18 protein-coding genes are annotated in these 19,858 nt (G+C 59.9%); 12 read left to right on the top strand and 6 right to left on the bottom strand.

Annotated features, from left to right (window positions below; all coding sequences use genetic code 11):
• Positions 1-8 precede the first annotated feature (8 nt).
• The 7 genes from rpsO (at position 9) to yedF (ending at position 7,371) form a co-directional block, all read left to right on the top strand.
• A complete protein-coding gene (gene rpsO / locus ACJ8PI_RS15690; RefSeq protein WP_004933502.1) occupies positions 9-278 on the top strand; it encodes a 30S ribosomal protein S15 in 270 nt (89 codons plus the stop codon).
• Between the two features lie 256 nt (positions 279-534).
• Positions 535-2,652: a polyribonucleotide nucleotidyltransferase gene (pnp, locus tag ACJ8PI_RS15685; RefSeq protein ID WP_033636825.1), complete on the top strand. Its 2,118-nt coding sequence runs from the start codon at positions 535-537 to the stop codon at positions 2,650-2,652.
• A 128-nt stretch (positions 2,653-2,780) separates the two neighbouring features.
• On the top strand, positions 2,781-3,665 hold the full coding sequence (gene nlpI / locus ACJ8PI_RS15680; protein WP_033636826.1) for a lipoprotein NlpI: 885 nt from the start codon (positions 2,781-2,783) through the stop codon (positions 3,663-3,665).
• A gap of 116 nt (positions 3,666-3,781) precedes the next feature.
• The gene (yrbN, locus tag ACJ8PI_RS15675; protein WP_099032700.1) at positions 3,782-3,862 is read left to right on the top strand and encodes a protein YrbN; all 81 of its coding nucleotides are present in this window, start codon (positions 3,782-3,784) and stop codon (positions 3,860-3,862) included.
• Positions 3,852-5,774, top strand: a complete 1,923-nt coding sequence (locus tag ACJ8PI_RS15670) for a DEAD/DEAH family ATP-dependent RNA helicase (protein ID WP_004933492.1) — start codon at positions 3,852-3,854, stop codon at positions 5,772-5,774. The genes yrbN and ACJ8PI_RS15670 overlap by 11 nt, the downstream gene beginning before the upstream one ends.
• Positions 5,775-5,920: 146 nt before the next feature.
• Complete coding sequence (yedE, locus tag ACJ8PI_RS15665) at positions 5,921-7,135, top strand: selenium metabolism membrane protein YedE/FdhT (protein ID WP_033648664.1); 1,215 nt, start codon at positions 5,921-5,923, stop codon at positions 7,133-7,135.
• A complete protein-coding gene (gene yedF / locus ACJ8PI_RS15660; RefSeq protein ID WP_004933486.1) occupies positions 7,132-7,371 on the top strand; it encodes a sulfurtransferase-like selenium metabolism protein YedF in 240 nt (79 codons plus the stop codon). The genes yedE and yedF overlap by 4 nt, the downstream gene beginning before the upstream one ends.
• Positions 7,372-7,409: 38 nt before the next feature.
• Here the strand turns inward: yedF and ACJ8PI_RS15655 are convergent, their stop codons facing one another.
• Complete coding sequence (locus ACJ8PI_RS15655) at positions 7,410-8,423, bottom strand: luciferase-like monooxygenase (RefSeq protein ID WP_049235557.1); 1,014 nt, start codon at positions 8,421-8,423, stop codon at positions 7,410-7,412.
• 230 nt (positions 8,424-8,653) lie between these two features.
• Between ACJ8PI_RS15655 and ACJ8PI_RS15650 the strand changes: the two genes are divergently transcribed.
• The 3 genes from ACJ8PI_RS15650 to ACJ8PI_RS15640 are packed head-to-tail and all read left to right on the top strand — an operon-like array spanning position 8,654 to position 11,897.
• Positions 8,654-9,625, top strand: a complete 972-nt coding sequence (locus ACJ8PI_RS15650; protein WP_047569616.1) for an HlyD family secretion protein — start codon at positions 8,654-8,656, stop codon at positions 9,623-9,625.
• Complete coding sequence (locus ACJ8PI_RS15645; protein WP_033636832.1) at positions 9,607-10,761, top strand: ABC transporter permease; 1,155 nt, start codon at positions 9,607-9,609, stop codon at positions 10,759-10,761. Before ACJ8PI_RS15650 ends, ACJ8PI_RS15645 begins: the two co-directional genes overlap by 19 nt.
• A complete protein-coding gene (locus tag ACJ8PI_RS15640) occupies positions 10,758-11,897 on the top strand; it encodes an ABC transporter permease (protein ID WP_033648660.1) in 1,140 nt (379 codons plus the stop codon). Before ACJ8PI_RS15645 ends, ACJ8PI_RS15640 begins: the two co-directional genes overlap by 4 nt.
• Before the next feature lie 690 nt (positions 11,898-12,587).
• On the opposite strand, the gene ACJ8PI_RS15635 is transcribed toward ACJ8PI_RS15640, so the two are convergent.
• Together ACJ8PI_RS15635 and ubiU are read right to left on the bottom strand one after the other, a co-directional pair.
• Positions 12,588-13,466, bottom strand: coding sequence for a U32 family peptidase (locus ACJ8PI_RS15635; RefSeq protein WP_060430738.1), 879 nt, complete (start codon positions 13,464-13,466; stop codon positions 12,588-12,590).
• Positions 13,467-13,477: 11 nt separating this feature from the next.
• Positions 13,478-14,473 (bottom strand): ubiquinone anaerobic biosynthesis protein UbiU, encoded by a 996-nt coding sequence (gene ubiU / locus ACJ8PI_RS15630; RefSeq protein ID WP_015376422.1) that lies wholly within the window; start codon positions 14,471-14,473, stop codon positions 13,478-13,480.
• Positions 14,474-14,731: 258 nt separating this feature from the next.
• Between ubiU and ubiT the strand changes: the two genes are divergently transcribed.
• Complete coding sequence (gene ubiT, locus ACJ8PI_RS15625; RefSeq protein ID WP_039567957.1) at positions 14,732-15,253, top strand: ubiquinone anaerobic biosynthesis accessory factor UbiT; 522 nt, start codon at positions 14,732-14,734, stop codon at positions 15,251-15,253.
• The gene (locus ACJ8PI_RS15620; RefSeq protein ID WP_033648656.1) at positions 15,247-15,750 is read left to right on the top strand and encodes a GNAT family N-acetyltransferase; all 504 of its coding nucleotides are present in this window, start codon (positions 15,247-15,249) and stop codon (positions 15,748-15,750) included. The genes ubiT and ACJ8PI_RS15620 overlap by 7 nt, the downstream gene beginning before the upstream one ends.
• On the opposite strand, the gene ACJ8PI_RS15615 is transcribed toward ACJ8PI_RS15620, so the two are convergent.
• The 3 genes from ACJ8PI_RS15615 to speF all read right to left on the bottom strand — a co-directional run bounded on the left by ACJ8PI_RS15615 (position 15,737) and on the right by speF (position 19,670).
• Positions 15,737-16,042, bottom strand: coding sequence for a GIY-YIG nuclease family protein (locus ACJ8PI_RS15615; RefSeq protein ID WP_139291246.1), 306 nt, complete (start codon positions 16,040-16,042; stop codon positions 15,737-15,739). The genes ACJ8PI_RS15620 and ACJ8PI_RS15615 overlap by 14 nt on opposite strands.
• Positions 16,043-16,128: 86 nt before the next feature.
• On the bottom strand, positions 16,129-17,445 hold the full coding sequence (potE, locus tag ACJ8PI_RS15610; RefSeq protein ID WP_025305085.1) for a putrescine-ornithine antiporter: 1,317 nt from the start codon (positions 17,443-17,445) through the stop codon (positions 16,129-16,131).
• 62 nt (positions 17,446-17,507) lie between these two features.
• Entirely contained in the window at positions 17,508-19,670 is a 2,163-nt protein-coding gene (gene speF / locus ACJ8PI_RS15605; protein ID WP_164134812.1) for an ornithine decarboxylase SpeF, read from the bottom strand.
• Between the last annotated feature and the right edge of the window lie 188 nt (positions 19,671-19,858).

Raw genomic sequence — 19,858 nt, 5'->3', positions numbered from 1 at the left:
GTATTACAATGTCTCTAAGTGTTGAAGCTAAAGCTCAAATCGTAGCTGATTTCGGTCGTGGTACTAACGACAGCGGTTCTACCGAAGTTCAGGTTGCCCTGCTGACTGCGCAGATCAACCATCTGCAAGGCCACTTCTCCGAGCACAAAAAAGATCACCACAGCCGTCGTGGTCTGCTGCGTATGGTTTCTCAGCGTCGTAAGCTGCTGGACTACCTGAAGCGTAAAGATGTAGCACGTTACACCAGCCTGATCGAGCGTCTGGGTCTGCGTCGCTAATCTAGCAAGTTTCAGTGGAAAGGGGCCTATTTTGGCCCCTTTCTTCTAGGAAGCATAAGCAAATCAGGTTAATGTATTACTGATGTTTCCAAACAGGTTCTTCCGTTACAGAGGTTCGCGCGGCTAATGAGAGGCTTTATCTCCCGCCTGAGATAAGGATTGTCATTAGTCGCGAGGATGTAGTGAGAAGGCAAATCGAGTCACAGGCGTGTCGAGTCGTCAATGCGATTGCGCGCCGCTAATCAAGGATATAATTTTGCTGACACCGATCATTCGCAAATTCCAGTATGGCCAGCATACCGTCACCATCGAAACCGGTATGATGGCGCGTCAGGCCACCGCCGCCGTTATGGTGAGCATGGATGACACCGCCGTATTCGTTACCGTCGTTGGCCAGAAAAAAGCCAAGCCGGGCCAGAGCTTCTTCCCGCTGACCGTTAACTACCAAGAGCGTACCTACGCCGCCGGCCGCATCCCGGGCAGCTTCTTCCGTCGCGAAGGCCGTCCGAGCGAAGGCGAGACCCTGACTTCTCGTCTGATCGACCGTCCGATCCGTCCACTGTTCCCGGACAACTTCCTGAACGAAGTTCAGGTGATCGCGACCGTGGTTTCCGTTAACCCGCAGGTGAACCCGGACATCGTTGCGATGATCGGTGCTTCCGCAGCCCTGAGCCTGTCCGGTATTCCGTTCAACGGCCCAATCGGCGCCGCGCGCGTGGGTTACATCAACGATCAGTACGTACTGAACCCGACGACCGATGAGCTGAAAGAAAGCCGTCTGGATCTGGTGGTTGCCGGTACCGCCGGCGCGGTGCTGATGGTGGAATCCGAAGCGGACGTGCTGAGCGAAGATCAGATGCTGGGCGCCGTGGTGTTCGGCCACGACCAGCAGCAAGTGGTTATCGAAAACATCAACGCGCTGGTTGCCGAAGCCGGCAAACCGAAGTGGGATTGGCAGGCGCCTGCGGTCAACGAAGCGCTGCAAGCGCGCGTGGCTGAACTGGCCGAAGCTCGCCTGGGCGATGCTTACCACATCACCGAAAAACAAGAGCGTTACGCTCAGGTTGACGCGATCAAAGACAGCGTTGTTGAAACCCTGCTGGCGCAGGACGAAACGCTGGACGCCGGCGAAATCCAGGACATCCTGGGCAACCTGGAGAAAAACGTGGTGCGTAGCCGCGTACTGCGTGGCGAGCCGCGTATCGACGGCCGTGAAAAAGACATGATCCGTGGCCTGGACGTGCGCACCGGCGTATTGCCGCGCACCCACGGTTCCGCGCTGTTCACCCGTGGCGAAACTCAGGCGCTGGTTACCGCGACCCTGGGCACCGCGCGCGACGCACAGAACCTGGACGAGCTGATGGGCGAGAAGACCGACAGCTTCCTGTTCCACTACAACTTCCCTCCGTACTCCGTGGGCGAAACCGGCATGGTCGGCTCACCTAAGCGTCGTGAAATCGGTCACGGTCGCCTGGCGAAACGCGGCGTATTGGCTATGATGCCTAAACCAGAAGATTTCCCGTACACCGTTCGCGTGGTGTCTGAAATCACCGAATCCAACGGTTCTTCTTCCATGGCTTCCGTGTGCGGCGCGTCTCTGGCGCTGATGGACGCCGGTGTGCCAATCAAGGCTGCCGTTGCGGGTATCGCGATGGGCCTGGTGAAAGAAGCCGACAACTTTGTGGTTCTGTCCGACATTCTGGGTGACGAAGATCACCTGGGCGACATGGACTTCAAAGTGGCCGGTAGCCGCGACGGTATCACCGCGCTGCAGATGGACATCAAAATCGAAGGCATCACCCGCGAAATCATGCAGGTGGCTCTGAACCAGGCCAAGGGCGCGCGTCTGCACATCCTGGGCGTGATGGAACAGGCTATCAGCACCCCGCGCGGCGATATCTCCGAATTCGCACCGCGTATTCATACTATCCGCATCAACCCGGATAAGATTAAAGACGTGATCGGTAAGGGCGGTTCCGTTATCCGCGCGCTGACCGAAGAGACTGGCACTACCATCGAAATCGAAGATGATGGTACAGTTAAAATCGCTGCGACCGACGGGGAGAAGGCGAAATTCGCTATCCGTCGTATCGAAGAGATCACGGCAGAGATCGAAGTGGGCCGTATCTACCAGGGTAAAGTGACCCGTATCGTTGATTTCGGCGCATTCGTCGCTATCGGCGGTGGTAAAGAAGGTCTGGTACACATTTCTCAGATCGCCGACAAGCGCGTCGAGAAAGTGACCGACTATCTGCAGATGGGTCAGGAAGTGCCGGTTAAGGTACTGGAAGTTGACCGTCAGGGCCGCGTGCGTCTGAGCATCAAAGAAGCGATGGCGCCGGAAGCGGGTTCACCTGCGCCTGAAGCAGAATAACTGTATAGATAGTTTTACAGCTCCCCGCCACGGGGTTGGGAGCTGTTCGTATCGCGCGGGTAGGATGCCCGCGTTTTAGCAAACGGAGGACAGGACGTTCATCCAATGTTTGTCTTCGGGAGTGGGAAATGAAGCCTTTCTTGCGCTGGTGTTACGTTGCGACAGCACTCATGCTGGCAGGATGCAGCAACCATGATTGGCGTAAAGACGAAGTTTTGGCAATCCCGTTGCAGCCAACGTTGCAGCAGGAAGTGATCCTGGCGCGCATGGAACAAATTCTTGCCAGCCGGGCACTGACGGATGACGAACGCGCACAGCTTTTATATGAGCGCGGTGTGCTGTATGATAGCCTCGGGTTACGTGCATTAGCGCGCAATGATTTCTCGCAGGCGCTGGCGATACGTCCCGACATGCCGGAAGTTTTCAACTACCTGGGCATTTACTTAACGCAGGCAGGCAATTTTGATGCTGCCTATGAAGCGTTTGATTCTGTACTAGAGCTTGATCCAACTTACAATTACGCGCGTTTAAACCGGGGCATCGCACTGTATTATGGCGGCCGCTTCCCGTTGGCGCAGGATGATCTGCAGGCGTTTTATCAAGACGACCCAAACGATCCCTTCCGTTCGTTATGGCTGTATCTGGTGGAGCGAGAAATCGATCCCAAGAAGGCCGAGGTAGCGCTTCAGCAGCGCTATGACAAAGCGGACAGAGGGCAATGGGGATGGAATATTGTCGAATTCTACCTGGGCAAGATCAGCGAAAAAACGCTGATGGAACGCCTCAAGGCAGATGCAACGGATAACACTTCGCTCGCTGAGCATCTCAGTGAAACTGACTTCTATTTGGGTAAACACTACCTGAGTCTGGGGGACAAGGACACCGCTTCGGCGCTGTTCAAACTGACGGTGGCTAACAACGTTCACAACTTCGTTGAGCACCGCTATGCATTGTTGGAATTGGCGCTTTTGGGCCAAGAGCAAGACGACCTATCGGAATCGGACCAGCAATAGCTGACGAACACCTATCAGCCTGATGAACATTGGTTTTTAACCAAAGTTATCGCCTTCACGGGCGAGGGCTTTTTTGTTCGTTTTATAATCTAATTTGAGCCGGTTCACACTTTTCAATGAAAATGACTGAAAATTTTCTCGACGAGTTATGTAGACTGGCTGCCATTATTAATGAGGCACGTGTACATGACGACTGAGTTTGAAACCTCTTTTGCTGATCTGGGGCTGTCTGCTCCAATCATTTCCGCCCTGAACGATCTGGGCTATGAAAAACCATCTCCGATCCAGGCTGAGTGTATTCCTCACCTGTTGAACGGCCGCGACGTGCTGGGCATGGCACAGACCGGTAGTGGTAAAACTGCAGCGTTCTCGCTGCCACTGCTGCACAACCTGCAGGCAGACCTGAAAGCACCTCAGATCCTGGTGCTGGCACCGACCCGCGAACTGGCGGTTCAGGTTGCCGAAGCGATGACCGATTTCTCCAAACACATGAACGGCGTCAACGTGGTAGCCCTATACGGCGGCCAGCGTTACGACGTGCAGCTGCGCGCTCTGCGCCAGGGCCCGCAAATCGTTGTGGGTACCCCAGGCCGCCTGCTGGACCACCTGAAACGCGGCACCCTGAACCTCTCTAACCTGAGCGGTCTGGTGCTGGATGAAGCCGACGAAATGCTGCGCATGGGCTTTATCGAAGACGTAGAAACCATCATGGCTGAGATCCCGGCTGAACATCAGACCGCGCTGTTCTCCGCCACCATGCCGGAAGCGATCCGTCGCATCACCCGCCGCTTTATGAAAGAGCCGCAGGAAGTGCGCATCCAGTCCAGCGTGACCACCCGTCCGGACATCAGCCAGAGCTACTGGTCGGTGTACGGCATGCGTAAAAACGAAGCGCTGGTGCGTTTCCTGGAAGCCGAAGACTTTGACGCAGCGATCATCTTCGTCCGTACCAAGAACGCGACCCTGGAAGTGGCCGAAGCGCTGGAGCGCAGCGGTTACAGCAGCGCCGCGCTGAACGGCGACATGAACCAGGCGCTGCGTGAGCAGACCCTGGAGCGCCTGAAAGATGGTCGTCTGGATATCCTGATCGCGACCGACGTTGCGGCCCGCGGCCTGGACGTTGAGCGCATCAGCCTGGTTGTCAACTACGACATCCCGATGGACTCCGAGTCTTACGTTCACCGTATCGGCCGTACCGGTCGTGCGGGCCGTGCCGGCCGCGCGCTGCTGTTCGTGGAAAACCGCGAACGCCGCCTGCTGCGCAACATCGAACGCACCATGAAGCTGACCATCCCGGAAGTGGAACTGCCGAACGCGGAACTGCTGGGCGAGCGCCGTCTGGCCAAGTTCGCCGCAAAAGTTCAGCAGCAGCTGGAAAGCAGCGATCTGGATCTGTACCGCGCACTGCTGACCAAACTGCAGCCGGAAGAAGAGCTGGATATGGAAACCCTGGCCGCAGCGCTGCTGAAAATGGCACAGGGCGAACGTCCTCTGATCCTGCCGCCGGATCCGGTCTTCAAGCCGCGTCAGCGCCGCGAGTTCAACGACCGTGACGATCGTCGCGGTGACCGTGGCGATCGCCGCGACAGCCGTGACGGCGATCGTCCGCGTCGCGAACGTCGTGACGTTGGCGAAATGCAGCTGTACCGCATCGAAGTGGGCCGTGACGATGGCGTAGAAGTCCGTCACATCGTTGGCGCTATCGCTAACGAAGGCGACATCAGCAGCCGTTACATCGGTAACATCAAGCTGTTCGCGTCCCACTCCACCATCGAGCTGCCAAAAGGCATGCCGGGCGAGATCCTGAATCACTTCACTCGCACCCGCATCCTGAACAAGCCGATGAACATGCAGCTGCTGGGCGATGCACAGCCGTTCGAACGCCGCGAGCGTCGTGACGGTGGCAACGGCGGCGAGCGTCGCGGCAACGGGCGTCCGTTCAACGGCGAACGTCGCGAAGGCGGCCCACGTCGTTCCTTCGGCGAACGTCGTGAAGGCGGCAACGGCGGCGAGCGTCGTGGCGGTAACTACAACCGTGACGGCAAACCGGCGCCACGCCGTGATGACGGCGCACCGGCAGCACCACGTCGTCGTTTCGGCGACGCGTAATCGCTGATTCATCGCTCGCGGTGAAATGCTCTGAAAAACCAGTCTGCGGGCTGGTTTTTTTATGCCTGAAAGTTGCCGTCAAACGTCCCTGAATGGCGTATCATTCATAAGGTTTTTTCTTACGGATGATATGCACGGGAGATGCCATGAGTTGGCAGCAGTTCAAATCTCAATACCTGGTGCGCTTTTGGGCGCCGCTGCCGGCGGTGATCGCCGCCGGGATCCTTTCTACCTACTATTTCGGCATGACCGGCACCTTCTGGGCGGTGACCGGCGAGTTCACCCGCTGGGGCGGCCATGTGCTGCAGTGGTTCGGCCTGCACCCCGAGCAGTGGGGCTATTTCAAGGTTATCGGCCTGCAGGGCACGCCGCTGGAGCGCATCGACGGGCGCATGATCATCGGCATGTTCGCCGGCTGCATCGCCGCCGCGCTGTGGGCCAACAACATCAAGCTGCGCCAGCCGCAGCACCGCATTCGCATCGTGCAGGCGCTGCTGGGCGGCATTATCGCCGGCTTCGGCGCGCGCCTGGCGATGGGTTGCAACCTGGCGGCATTCTTCACCGGCATTCCGCAGTTTTCGCTGCACGCCTGGTTCTTCGCGCTGGCGACCGCCGCAGGTTCGTACTTCGGCGCCAAATTCACGCTGCTGCCGATGTTCCGCATTCCGGTCAAATTGCAAAAGGTGAAGGCCGCCGCGCCGCTGACGCAGAAGCCTGAGCAGGCGCGCCGCCGCTTCCGGCTGGGCATGGCGGTCTTCGGCCTGGCGGTGGCCTGGTCGCTGTGGACGCTGTTCGATGCGCCTAAGCTCGGCATCGCCATGCTGTTCGGTATCGGCTTCGGTCTGCTGATCGAACGCGCGCAGATCTGCTTCACCTCGGCGTTCCGCGATCTGTGGATCACTGGCCGCACCCACATGGCGAAAGCCATCATCATCGGCATGGCGGTGAGCGCCATCGGCATCTTCAGCTATGTGCAGCTCGGCGTGGCGCCGAAAATCATGTGGGCCGGCCCGAATGCGGTGCTGGGCGGCCTGCTGTTCGGCTTCGGCATCGTGCTGGCCGGCGGTTGCGAGACCGGCTGGATGTACCGCGCGGTGGAAGGGCAGGTGCACTACTGGTGGGTGGGGCTGGGCAACATCATCGGCGCCACGCTGCTGGCCTATTACTGGGACGATCTGGCGCCGGCGCTGGCGACCGACTACGACAAGATCAACCTGCTCGACACCTTCGGCCCGATCGGCGGCCTGCTGGTGACCTACCTGCTGCTGGCGCTGGCCTTCGCCGCCATGCTGTGGTGGGAGAAACGCTTTTTCCGCGCCCGGCCTGAGGCGCAGGTGGTGAATTTGAGGAGCCTGCCATGAAAGAGACGACGATAGTGCCGGACTACCGGCTGGACATGCTGGGCGAGCCTTGCCCGTACCCGGCGGTGGCGACGCTGGAGGCGATGCCGCAGCTGAAGCCGGGGGAAATCCTGGAGGTGATCAGCGATTGCCCGCAGTCGATCAACAACATCCCGCTCGATGCGCGCAACCACGGCTACAAGGTGCTGGATATCCAGCAGGACGGGCCGACCATCCGCTATCTGATCCAGCGTTAACGCCGAGGCGGTGGGGTTCCCCACCGCCTTTTCGCTTTTTATCCCTTCACGACGTCGCCTTTCACTCCGGCAACAATCTCGAACGAACGCAGCCGCGCCTGGTGATCGAAGATCTGGCCGTTGACCATGATCTCGTCGGCATCGGTTTCACGCAGCAGCGTTTGCAGCCCGTGGCGCACGGTTTTTTCATCGCCGACGATCGACATCCGCAGCGCCTGCTCGACGCCGTATTGCTCACCGGCGGTCCACAGCGCGTGGATGTTATCCACCGGCGGTGGCAGCGGGCCGGGCGATCCGCGGCGCAGGTTGATGAATTGCTGCTGCATCGAGCTGAACAGGAAGCGCGCATCGCTATCGCTGTCGGCGGCGATCACGTTGACGCACACCATGGCGTGCGGTTGCGCCAGCTGTTTGGACGGTTTGAAGTTTTCGCGGTACAGCTGCAGCGCCTGGAACAGCATATCCGGGGCGAAGTGCGAGGCGAAGGCGAACGGCAGGCCAAGCTGCGCCGCCAACTGCGCGCTGTAGAGGCTGGAGCCGAGCAGCCAGAGCGGCACGTGCAGCCCCTGGCCCGGCACTGCCTGCACCGGTTGGCCGGGCTGCGCGTCGCAGAAGTAGTTTTGCAGCTCCTGCACGTCGCGCGGGAAGGTATCCACATCGCCGGACAGGTGGCGGCGCAGCGCCATCATGGTGCGCTGATCGGTGCCGGGCGCGCGGCCCAGCCCCAGATCGATGCGGCCGGGATAGAGCGACTCCAGCGTGCCGAACTGCTCGGCGATCACCAGCGGCGCATGGTTCGGCAGCATCACGCCGCCGGAGCCGAGGCGAATGCTCTGGGTGCCGGCGGCCAGATAGCCCAGCAGCACCGAGGTGGCGGCGCTGCCGATGCCGGTCATGTTGTGGTGCTCGGCCAGCCAGTAGCGCCGGTAGCCCCAGCGTTCGGCGTGCTGCGCCAAATCCAGCGAACAGTGGAAAGCGTCGCGCGCTTTGGCCCCTTGCGGGATTGGCGATAAATCCAGTACCGACAGCGGTACCGCAATGTTTTCAGTCATGACATCGTCCATCAGAGAGTGGATCGCTTAAAGGGCGATTGCAGGAATCTGCATACCAAAAAGCCGAAAATGATGCTTTTTAGTGTTAAAAGCATAATCCAATTTATAGTTATAAAAGAGGAGATATGTGCTTGTGATATCCTCATGAGAGCAATGGTGTTTTTTGGAGCAATTTAATACATGGAAATGATGATCCCCGCCCGCCGCTTACCGTTCCGGGAGCCGACATAATGAAAAAAAAGACGCTGTTTACCCTGTTGCTGATGATGGTGGCGATCGCATTGGCGATCCTGTTCCGCGCGCATAATCAGGATCTGTTACTGCAGGGTGAAGTGGACGCTCCCGAAGTGATCGTCGCTTCCAAGGCGAAAGGCCGGGTGGTTGAACGCCTGATCGAACGCGGTGACGACGTGAAAAGCGGCCAGCTGATTATCCAGCTCGACAGCCCCGAACTGATGGCGCAGCTGCGTTCCGCGCAGGCCACGCGCGACGAGGCCAAGGCGCAGCTCGATCAGTCGTTGCACGGCACCCGTGAAGAGAGCATCCGCAACCTGCGCGCCAATCTGGCGCAGGCCGAAGCGCAGTACCGCAATGCGCAAAACGACTACAACCGCAACCTGAGCGTGGCCGGCAAGGGCTATATTTCGAAGTCCGAGCTGGACGCTTCGCGCCGGGCGCGCGACACCGCCTTCCAGCAGGTGCAGGCGGCCAAGGCCAACCTGGACGAAGGCATCAACGGCGACCGCGTCGAGCTGCGGCAACAATACGCGGCGGCGCTGCGGGCGGCGGAAGAGAACCTGCTGCAGATCCAGGCGCAGAGCGACGATCTGCAGGTGAAAGCGCCGGTGGACGGCGAAGTGGGGCCGATCCCGGCCGAAGTGGGCGAGCTGCTGAACGCCGGCAGCCCACTGGTGACGCTGATCCGGGTGCCGGACGCCTACTTCGTGTTTAACCTGCGCGAAGACATCCTGGCCCACGTGCGCAAAGGCGACAAGGTCAAGCTGCGGGTGCCGGCGCTGAAGGACAAAATGATCGACACCGAGGTACGCTACATCGCGCCGCTGGGGGATTACGCCACCAAACGCGCCACCCGCGCCACCGGCGACTTCGACCTGAAAACCTTCGAAGTGCGCCTGTATCCGTCACAGCCGGTGGACGGCCTGCGTCCGGGGATGAGCACCTTATGGCAATGGAAAGAGTAAGGGCCGGCTGGCGCTGCTTCAGTCACGCGTTCGACAAAGAGTGTCGCGTCGCCTTTCGCAGCCCGGTGGTGCACTGGCTGAGCTGGATCTTTCCGCTGATCCTGTTTGGGCTGATCAGCAGCAACTTCTCCGAAGGCACGCTGCTCGATCTGCCGGTCTCGGTGGTGGACAGCGATCACAGCCCGCTGTCCAAGTCGCTGACCCGGCGGCTGGACGCCGGGTCGCACGCCCACGTCGAGGCCTACGGCGGCGGGCTGCCGGAGTCGCTGAGCCGCCTGCGCAGCGCGCAGGATTACGCGTTGCTGTACATTCCGCCGGACTTCGAGGCCAACGCGCTGTCGGGCAAACAGCCTAGCGTGGTGATGTACTACAACGCGCTGTTCTACGGCGCCGGGCTGTACTCCACCCAGGACTTTGGCGGCCTGATGAATGAAATCAACGCCAGCACCCGCAGCATCATCGCCACCGAGATGGGCAAATCGCTGCCACCGCTGGCGGATGTGACGCTCTCTTACGGCAGCCTGTTCAACGCCAGCGGCAGCTATATCTATTACCAGCAGTTCGCCGCCACCATCCATTTGCTGCAGCTGTTCGCGGTGACCTGCATGATCTACGTGCTGGCGCGCAGCAAGTCGCTGCTGCAGGCCAAGCCGTTCAGCCTGGCGCTGCTCGGCAAGCTGGCGCCGTACACGCTGTGTTTCACCACCCTGCTGATGGTGGAGATCGCGGCGCTGGTGGGCATCTTTGACGCCCGCGTCAGCGGCAACCCGCTGTTTATGCTGATGATCGGCCTGTTTTACGTGATGGCGGCGCAGAGCATCGGCCTGCTGCTGTACACCTTTACCGGCAGCACCATCACCGCCTACAGCCTGATCGGTATTTTGGTCAGTATCGCGATGACTTTCTCCGGCATGGCGGTGCCTGAGCTGTCGATGCCGCTGCCGGCGCGCATCATTTCCAACATCGAGCCGCTGACCCACGCGCTGTACGCGATGTTCGACGTGTTCCTGCGGCAGGTGCACGCCAGCGCCATTTTCAGCGTGTGTGCGCTGCTGGCGGTCTACCCGCTGGTGGCCGCGCTGCTGGTGCGCAATCGCCTGCCGGCGCGGCTGGCAAAAGAGGGGAACGCCGGATGAAGCTCTATTGGCAAACCTTCGTTAAGGTGCTGCTCGGCATGCTGGAGCGGCCGGTATGGCTGATGCTGATCCTGTCGCTGTGCATCATGAGCATGGTGTACGCCAACCGCACGGTGTGGGATCTGCCGGTGGGGGTGGTCGATCAGGATCACAGCACCGCCAGCCGGCAGCTGATCCGCCAACTGGACGCCACCTCCAAGATAGCGATCGAAACCTACGACAGCCTGGAGCAGGCGCAGCGCGATCTCAGCTGGCGCAAGCTGTTTGCGGTGATCATCATGCCGGTGGATCTGGAGAAGAAGATCCTCAGCGGGCAGAACATCGTGGTGCCGGTGTACGGCGACGCCACCAACCGCCTGGCCAACGGCCAGATCCAACAGGACGTGGTGGCGGCCTACCAGCAGCTGCTGACGGAGTACAACAACGGGCTGCTGCTGCGCAGCGGCTTCAGCGAACGGCAGGCGCAGATACTGCTGACGCCGATACTGGGGCAAACGCTGGACGTGTTTAACCCCGGCATCAGCTTCGCGGCGATCATCTTTCCCGGCCTGCTGGTGATGCTGTTGCAGCACTCGCTGCTGATCGCCTGTATCCGCGTCAACATCGCCATGAAGAGCATGCCCGGCGGCAAGGCGCCGCTGGCGGCGCACCTCGGCGGGCTGACGGCGCTGCTGCCGATCTGGCTGTTCCTGTCGATCGTGCTGTTCGTGCTGTGGCCGTGGGTATTGGGCTATCGGCAGACGGCGAACATCGCCGAACTGCTGCTGCTGACCTTCCCGTTCCTGCTGGCGGTGCTGGGGCTGGGCAAGCTGGTGACCGAGTGCCTGCGCAGCGTCGAGATGATCTACCTGACGCTGGCGTTCATCACCACGCCGATCTTCTACCTGTCCGGCACCATCTGGCCGCTGCAGTCGATGCCGGCCTGGGTGCGCGCCATCTCCTACAGCATTCCCTCCACCTGGGGCACCAAGGCGATCGCCGGCGTCAACCAGATGGGGCTGTCGCTGAACGAAGTGTGGGGCGACGTGATGATGATGCTGGTGCTCGGCGTGGTCTACACCCTGCTGGGCTTCGGCGTCGGCTTCTTGCGCAACAGTGTGGCGCTACGCGGGATGTTCAGGAAGCGGCGGGCGTAGGGAACCAATAAAGGCGCCATATTCGGCGCCTTTATTATTTCGTATTATCGATATGTTTAAGGTTGTTTATTTAGCGGGATGTCTATTGTTATTTTGATTTAATTTCTTATATTGACTTTGGTAATTGTCATTGTCGACCGGTTTAGGGAATTAATGGTTGGCGTTAGTTTTATCTATAACGTGTTATTTAAAGGATAATATAAATATGTCAACAATAAGAGAGCTTACTTCTGATGAGATGAAACTGATTGGCGGTTGCCGGTGGCTTGATGGGGGCGGTCTCTTGCGCCGATAACAGCCCCGCAGGGAATATAAGAATAACGGTGGTGCCTTGGGTGGCAATAAAAACGCCAATAGCGTTAATGGGCAGTGTCGATGGTGATGAGAACATCGCTTTTACCGTTTCAACAATAGAGGGTGGGTTATGGCCAATAGACGTATTTTAGACCCGCTTTGTAATATGATGGCGCTAACGTTGAGCATGTTACTTGTCTCGCTCTCCTCGCTAAGTATTATTTCATACGGAGAACATTTGGTAGATGCGGTCATCGCGGTTTTTACTTATTTTGGTATCAGAAGCTGCTGCCTGATGTGTGTAAGTTTATTCCATTGGTTCCACGGCGGAAATAACCGTATTCATCTTGATAAATAAACAATGCCGGCGACAGAGCGCCGCCGGCACTGTCCTCGCTAAGACACCAACTCCAACCCCGCCACGCGGCGCCAGTAGCCGTTGCAGTCGGCGTGATCGGTCAAAGCCAAGGGCTTTTCGCCGCGTTCGTTGGCGCGGAAGGCATCGATTTGCGCCAGCGTCTCGGCGCCCTGCGGCGATAGCCGTACGATGTCCACCAGCCCCTGCATGCTCGGCAGCTCGTTGCCGAGGTTGTAGCAGTAGCCGCTCATGGTCTGAATGCCGTTGAGCACGAACACCTGCTGCTGTTCCTGCGAGCGCATCATGCGGCCCTGCGGATACTTGATGCAGCAGGTTTCGCATTCGTCCTTGCCGCGGTTCTCCGAGCGGGCGGTGAAGCAGCGCGCCGAATAGGCCAGCGGCAGGTGGCCGTAGCTCAGCACCTCCACCTCGAAATCATGGCGGAAGCCCAGCTCGTCGCACTGCGTCAGCAGGTTGGCCAGCCAGTCGCGCGACAGCTCGACCGGCATGCACCAGCGCATCATGCCCTGGCGGCGCAGCAGGCGCAGGGTATAGGCGTTGTAGCAGTTCAGCGCGTGGCCGGCGACGAACGGCAAGCCGCGTTCCGCCGCCATGTTCACCGCGCCCAGATCGTTGGCTTCAAACAGGAACTCGCCGTTCTCCACATAGCGTTTCAGCTCATTCAGCTCGGACGGCGCCTGCAGCAGCGCCAGCGTAGAGATCACCACCTGCTTGCCGCTGCGGGCGATTTCGCGCGCCAGCGCCAGCCAATCGCCGACCTTCATCTCGCGCCGCTTGGTGCAGACGCTCTCACCGAGGTAAATGATGTCGGCGCTGCTCTCTGCCGCCTGCTGATAGAACGCCGCGATGTCGTTTTTCGGCCAGTAGTAGAGCACCGGCCCCAGTGCGTATTTCATGTTTCCTCCGGCTACTGCCATTTGCGGTGATAGGCGCCCAGCGTGGTCTGGGTGCCCTCGGACATCGCGCCCAGCGTCTCCATCCAGGCGGCGTCGGCGCGGTAGGCGGCCGGATCGGCCTGGCAGCGATCGATCGCCTGGCGCCAGACGCGCGCCACCTGGCTGACGTAAGCCGGGCTGCGCTGGCGGCCTTCGATCTTCACCGAGGCGATGTTGGCGGCCAGCAGCTCCGGCAGCAGCTCCAGCGTATTGAGGCTGGTGGGCTCTTCCAGCGCGTGGTAGCGCACGTCGTCCACCAGATAGCGGCCCTTGCACAGCGTCGGGTAGCCGGCGTTTTCATGATCCTGGTAGCGGTCGATCAGCACGTCGTTCAGGCGCGACTCCATGCCCTGCGGGGTTTGCTGCCAGCGCACGAACCGTGCCGGCGAACAGGCGCCGACGGTGTTCGGCGATTCGCCGGTCAGGTAGGAAGAGAGATAGCAGCGCCCCTCGGCCATGATGCACAGGCTGCCGAAGGCGAACACTTCCAGCGGCACCGGGCTGGTGCGCGCCAGCTGTTTCACCTGATGCATCGACAGCACGCGCGGCAGCACCACCCGGCCCACCTCGAAGTTGCGCTGGTAGAAACGGATCGCCTCCTCGTTGGTGGCGGAGGCCTGCACCGAAACGTGGCGCTCCAGCTGCGGGTAGCGCTGGGCGGCGTATTCCAGCATCGCCAGATCCGCCAGAATCAGCGCGTCGGCGCCCAGCTGGGCCGCCATATCCACCGCGCGCTGCCAGCGGGCGTAGCCGTCGGGATGGGCGAAGGTGTTGATGGCGATATGCAGCTTGCGGCCGTGGCGATGCACGTAATCGACCGCTTCCTGCAGCTTTTTCTCGGTGAAGTTGAGGCCGGCGAAGTGGCGCGCGTTGGTATCGTCTTTCAGGCCGATGTAAACGGCGTCGGCGCCGTTATCCACCGCGGCCTTCAGGGCCGGCAGGTTGCCGGCGGGACAAAGCAGCTCCATAGATTTATCCTGGCTTAGCCGTGCACCCGGCCGGGCGCACGCTGTCTTTAAAGGTTGCCGACGGCGGTGTTCCGCCGGCAAACGCGAATCGGGGAGGCCATTTTAGGCAAAGGGGCGTACACAGGTTTTGATTTGGGGCAGCTTATGGCGTATTGATAAACATGGCGGTGAAATGCACTATTTGTTGATGTAGACCGCTGAAGCCGCGCGCCAGTGTGGCAAAATAGCGGAAGTCCGTATTGAAAGGAGTGGATGACCGTGTTGGAACAACTACGAGCACGCCTTGTGCGCCAGGGGCCGTCGCTGCTGCGCATCCCGCTGAAATTCACGCCGTTCGCCCTGCAGCGCCAACTGCTGCAACAGGTGCTGAGCTGGCAGTTCCGCCAGGCGTTGGCGGATGGCGATCTGGAATTTCTCGAATCGCGCTGGCTGAAGATCGAAGTTCGCGATCTGGCGCTACAATGGTTTATGACGGTAGAAAACGACAAACTGGTGGTCAGCCAGCACGCCGAAGCGGACGTCAGTTTCAGCGGCGACGCCAACGATCTGATCCTGATCGCGGCGCGCAAGCAAGATCCGGATACGCTGTTCTTTCAGCGTCGGCTGCAGATTGAAGGGGATACCGAATTGGGCCTGTATGTGAAAAATTTGATGGACGCCATCGAGCTGGAAAGCATGCCTGCGCCGCTGCGCATGGGGCTGTTGCAGTTGGCTGATTTTGTCGAAGCAGGGTTGCAGGAGGGCACGGCGTCGGCTTCCCGTGTGGCGGTATCATGCTGATCCGCGTAGAGATCCCGGTAGACGCGGCGGGCATAGACGCCTTGCTGCGCCGCGCCTTTGGCCGCGACGACGAAGCCGATCTGGTGCAGCAGCTGCGCGAAGACGGCCTGCTGACGCTGGGCGTGGTCGCCACTGACGACGAAGGCGGGGTGGTGGGTTACGCCGCGTTCAGCCCGGTGGACGTGGCCGGCGAAGATCGCCAATGGGTGGCGCTGGCGCCGCTGGCGGTAGATGAAAGCCTGCGCCGCCAGGGGCTGGCTGAAAAGCTGGTGTACGAAGGTTTGGATTCGTTGAACGAATTCAGCTACGCCGCGGTGGTGGTGCTGGGCGATCCGGCCTACTACGGCCGCTTCGGTTTTAAACCGGCCGCCGCCTATGGCCTGAACTGCCGCTGGCCGGACACGGAAAGTGCGTTCCAGGTGTATCCGCTGGCGGAAGACGCCCTGAATGGCGTCAGCGGCGAAGTGGCTTTTTCGGCGCCGTTTAATCGCTTTTAACGACCGGCAATAGATACTCCAACGACAGCGGCGGGTGATTCACCAGCCGCTCTTTTTGTATTTTGCTCAGCTGTTTGACGCGGTATTCCAGCTTCAGCGCCGTTGAGCGATCCCCCACCTGGCAGTGAAATGCCAGCGTCAGCTCCCCTTTTCCGCGCAGCGCCTTGGCGCCTTTGCCGGCTTGATGCTGCGCCAGGCGGCGCGCCACGTCGGTGGTGATGCCGGTATACAGCATGCCGCTCGGTAAACGCAGCATGTAGAGGTGCCAGGGAGTGGGGGAGGTGTCGGTCATCGTACGCCGCTTTGGTGGCCAGGGTCGGCGTATGATGGCATGTTCGCCATCACAATCCCATCCCCGGCCGCCGGTGCCCTACCGCTTTACCCCTTTTTTCCCGCCAGCTCGAAGCGCGGCGAGACGATGCCGTACAGCGTCCAGCCGAGGAAGGTGGCGATGGCGCCCCACATCATCGCTTCCTCACCGGAGCTGTAGAGCGCGTAGAAGCTGTACAGCGCGCCGATGCCGGCGATGATATTGGCGATGCGCGCCTTGTTGTCCGGCACCTTCGCCACTTTTTGAATAATGACCAGCGCCGCCATCGACAGGATGTAAGGGATGATGTTGGTCACCACCGCCAGGTTCACCAGCACGTTGAACTGCTTGTTCAGCGACGGGCTGATAGTCATCAGCGACAGGCCGCTCTGGATGACGACGATGGTCAACATGCCTTTAACCGGCGCGTCGGCCTTGCTCAGCTTGGAGAAGATTTTCGGGAAGAAGCCGCTGTCGGCGGAGGATTTGAACACCTGAGCGATGGTGAACTGCCAGCCGAGCAGCGAGCCGACGCAGGACATGACCATCAACGCCATGATGATCTTGCCGACCGTCGGGTTGAACATGTGGGAGAACGCCAGCCCGAACGGGGCGGTAGAGTTGGCCAGATCCATGTTCGGCACGATGCCGGCGATCACGTTGGTTGAAATGATATAGATCACCGCCGCGCTGAGGGTGCCGCCCAGTACGGCGATCGGCACGTTGCGCTCCGGATTTTCCACCACGTCGGTATTGGCACAGGCGGATTCCAGCCCCAGGAACGCCCACAGGGTCATTGAGATGGAGGCGCCGATGGCTTCGAAGGTCGGCACCTGATGCGGGTTCCAGGCGGCGACGTAGGCGCTGCCGCTGAACCAGTACCAGCCGATGACCGAGATGCCCACCACCGGAATGATTACGCCCCAGACGGTGATGCCGCTGATTTTGCCGGTGATGCGCGCGCCGCCGAAGTTGGCGACGGTCGCCAGCCACAGCACGCCGATGGTGGCGATACAGATCCCGAGCGGGCTGAGGGTGGTGTCGAACAGCTCGGTGCCGTAGCCGACGGCGGAAATGGCGATGGCGATGTTGGCGATCAGCAGCGAAACGCCGTAGGTGTAGTTCGCCATAAAGTTGCCCGATTTGCCGAAGGCGTATTCGGCGTAGCCGCCCATGCCGCCGGATTTACGGCTGAACATACCGCATTTGGCGAAGGCGTAGGCCAGCGCCATCGAGCCGACGGCGGTCACCAGCCAGGAAACGATCGAAATCGTGCCCACTTCGGCCAGCTTGGTTGGCAGCATAATTATGCCGGAACCCATCATATTCACGGCGGTCAGGATCGTTAATTGCACGACCCCCATTTTATTATTGGACTTACTCATGATCATTTTCTCTTTTAGGATGCGATCCGGGCGGCGAGAATCATCGCCGCCCCGTAAGGTGATTAATTTTTCATGACGTAGCCGTAAGCGCGGTTCCAGCCGTCCTCATCCTGTTGGATATAAACGCCCTGCAATTCCGGCGCGAATCCCGGCAATAAATTGATGCCTTCTTCCAGTGCCAGGAAATAACGCTGCGCGGCGCCGCCCCAAATTTCACCGGGCACCACGCACAGCACGCCCGGCGGGTAAGGCAGGGCGCCTTCGGCGGCGATGCGGCCCTCGGCTTTAGCCAGCGAGACCAATTCCACATTGCCGCGCACGAACTCGGTATTGGCGTCCTGCGGATTCATCACCACGCGCGGGAAATAACTTTTGCGGAACATCTCTTTTTGCAGTTCTTTAACGTCGTAGCTGACGTAAAGGTCGTGCATTTCCTGGCACAGCTGGCGGATGGTGTAGTTTTTGTAGCGCTGCTGGTGGTTTTTATAGACCGCAGGCAGCACCTCGCTGAGCAGGGAGTTTTGCTCGATGTGCTGCTCGAAGCGGGCGATCAGGGCCACCAGATGCTGCATCTTGGCGATGTCTTCCGCCGGCGTCAGCAGGAACAGGATCGAGTTGAGATCGCATTTTTCCGGCACGATGCCGTTTTCACGCAGGTAGTTGGCCAGAATGGTCGCCGGGATGCCGAACTCGCTGTAGCTGCCGGTGGCGGTATCGATGCCCGGCGTGGTGAGCAGCAGTTTGCACGGATCGACAAAGTACTGCGATTCGGCATAGCCCTCAAAGGCGTGCCATTTCTCGCCGGGCACGAAGTTGAAGAAGCGCAGATCGTTGGCCATCGCCGCGGTGTCATAGGCCTGCCACGGCTTGCCGTCGATCTGATCCGGCACGAACGGTTTGATCATCGTACAGGTGTCCAGCAGCATTTTGCGCGCTTCGATCCCCACGCGCACGCACTCCTGCCACAGACGCTGGCCGCTCTTGCCCTCGTGCATCTTGGCGTTGACGTCCAGCGCGGCGAACAGCGGATAGAACGGGCTGGTAGAGGCGTGCAGCATGAAGGCGTTGTTGAAGCGCTTGTGGTTGCAGTAGCGGCTCTGGCCCTTGATGTGCTTATCTTTTTTGTGGATCTGCGAGGTTTGCGAGAAACCGGCCTGCTGTTTGTGCACCGACTGGGTGACGATGATGCCGGGATCGTTTTCGTTCAGCTCCAGCAGCAGCGGCGAGCAGTCTTTCATCATCGGAATGAACTGCTCATAGCCCACCCAGGCGGAGTCGAACAGGATGTAATCGCACAGGTGGCCAATCTTGTCGACCACCTGGCGGGCGTTGTAGATGGTGCCGTCGTAGGTGCCGAGTTGGATGATCGCCAGGCGGAACGGGCGGGCTTCGTTGGCGCGTTCCGGCGCCACTTCGCGGATCTGTTGGCGCAGGTAGCGTTCGTCGAAGCAGTGCGTGTCGATGCCGCCGATAAAGCCGAACGGGTTGCGGGCGGTCTCCAGATACACCGGCGTGGCACCGGCCTGGATCAACGCGCCGTGGTGGTTGGATTTATGGTTGTTGCGGTCGAACAGCACCAGGTCGCCGCGCGTCAGCAGGGCGTTGGTCGCCACCTTGTTCGAGGCCGAGGTGCCGTTGAGCACGAAGTAAGTCTTGTCGGCGTTGAACACCTTGGCGGCGTGCTGCTGCGCGGCGCAAGGCGCGCCTTCGTGGATCAACAGATCGCCCAGTTTGACGTCGGCGTTGCACATGTCGGAGCGGAAAAGCGTTTCGCCGTAGAAGTCGAAGAACTGGCGGCCCGCCGGGTGTTTGCGGAAGAACTCGCCGCCCTGGTGGCCGGGGCAGGCGAAGGTGGCGTTGCCCATTTCTACGTATTGCGTCAGCGTGTTGAAGAACGGCGGCAGCAGCTCGCTCTCATATTTGGCGGCGGCGGCCTCCAGCTGTTTGCCGTAGAACTGGGTATTCTTGCCGCACAGCTCAAACACGCCGTGCAGCGCCGGCAATACGGCGTTATCCAACTCTTCTTCGCAGCAGACGGCGACGAACAGCGGAATGTTCAGGCCGTGCTCTTCAATGCGCGCCACCATGCCGTGCGTGACGTCGTCTACCGACAGCACGATGGCGGCGACGTCATTGAAATCGCTGTGATGCACATCGACGATGTCGCGTTCAGTTTCAAAGCAGCCGAGGGTTTGGGTGTTGGCGGCAATTTTTAATTTTTTCATTTTTCTCATTCTTCAGGCAAAGGCAGTCCGTCGGCAAATAATTCCATTTGCCGCTAACGCCTTCACGAAAATAAAGGTGTGCGAGAACCCAGCGATGCCGAAAGGCATTAACTGTGTTCGTTGTTTTATTTAGCTTGGATGCGCTTGGCCGAAATTAAGAATGAATTGCGTGTCCTTCCCGGTTAGCG

Source organism: Serratia sp. CY82433, assembly GCF_052166535.1.
Classification (GTDB): Bacteria; Pseudomonadota; Gammaproteobacteria; order Enterobacterales; family Enterobacteriaceae; genus Serratia; species Serratia sarumanii.
The sequence above is the reverse complement of the archived record's forward strand: the minus strand, read 5'-3'. Positions and strand labels throughout refer to the sequence as shown.

Bases quoted from the DNA above. Each gene is read 5' to 3' on its own strand.
- rpsO (WP_004933502.1), top strand. From the start codon at position 9: ATGTCTCTAAGTGTTGAAGCTAAAGCTCAAATCGTAGCTGATTTCGGT.
- nlpI (WP_033636826.1), top strand. From the start codon at position 2,781: ATGAAGCCTTTCTTGCGCTGGTGTTACGTTGCGACAGCACTCATGCTG.
- yrbN (WP_099032700.1), top strand. From the start codon at position 3,782: ATGAAAATGACTGAAAATTTTCTCGACGAGTTATGTAGACTGGCTGCC.
- ACJ8PI_RS15670 (WP_004933492.1), top strand. From the start codon at position 3,852: ATGACGACTGAGTTTGAAACCTCTTTTGCTGATCTGGGGCTGTCTGCT.
- yedE (WP_033648664.1), top strand. From the start codon at position 5,921: ATGAGTTGGCAGCAGTTCAAATCTCAATACCTGGTGCGCTTTTGGGCG.
- yedF (WP_004933486.1), top strand. From the start codon at position 7,132: ATGAAAGAGACGACGATAGTGCCGGACTACCGGCTGGACATGCTGGGC.
- ACJ8PI_RS15655 (WP_049235557.1), bottom strand. From the start codon at position 8,423: ATGACTGAAAACATTGCGGTACCGCTGTCGGTACTGGATTTATCGCCA.
- ACJ8PI_RS15650 (WP_047569616.1), top strand. From the start codon at position 8,654: ATGAAAAAAAAGACGCTGTTTACCCTGTTGCTGATGATGGTGGCGATC.
- ACJ8PI_RS15645 (WP_033636832.1), top strand. From the start codon at position 9,607: ATGGCAATGGAAAGAGTAAGGGCCGGCTGGCGCTGCTTCAGTCACGCG.
- ACJ8PI_RS15640 (WP_033648660.1), top strand. From the start codon at position 10,758: ATGAAGCTCTATTGGCAAACCTTCGTTAAGGTGCTGCTCGGCATGCTG.
- ACJ8PI_RS15635 (WP_060430738.1), bottom strand. From the start codon at position 13,466: ATGAAATACGCACTGGGGCCGGTGCTCTACTACTGGCCGAAAAACGAC.
- ubiU (WP_015376422.1), bottom strand. From the start codon at position 14,473: ATGGAGCTGCTTTGTCCCGCCGGCAACCTGCCGGCCCTGAAGGCCGCG.
- ACJ8PI_RS15620 (WP_033648656.1), top strand. From the start codon at position 15,247: ATGCTGATCCGCGTAGAGATCCCGGTAGACGCGGCGGGCATAGACGCC.
- ACJ8PI_RS15615 (WP_139291246.1), bottom strand. From the start codon at position 16,042: ATGACCGACACCTCCCCCACTCCCTGGCACCTCTACATGCTGCGTTTA.
- potE (WP_025305085.1), bottom strand. From the start codon at position 17,445: ATGAGTAAGTCCAATAATAAAATGGGGGTCGTGCAATTAACGATCCTG.
- speF (WP_164134812.1), bottom strand. From the start codon at position 19,670: ATGAAAAAATTAAAAATTGCCGCCAACACCCAAACCCTCGGCTGCTTT.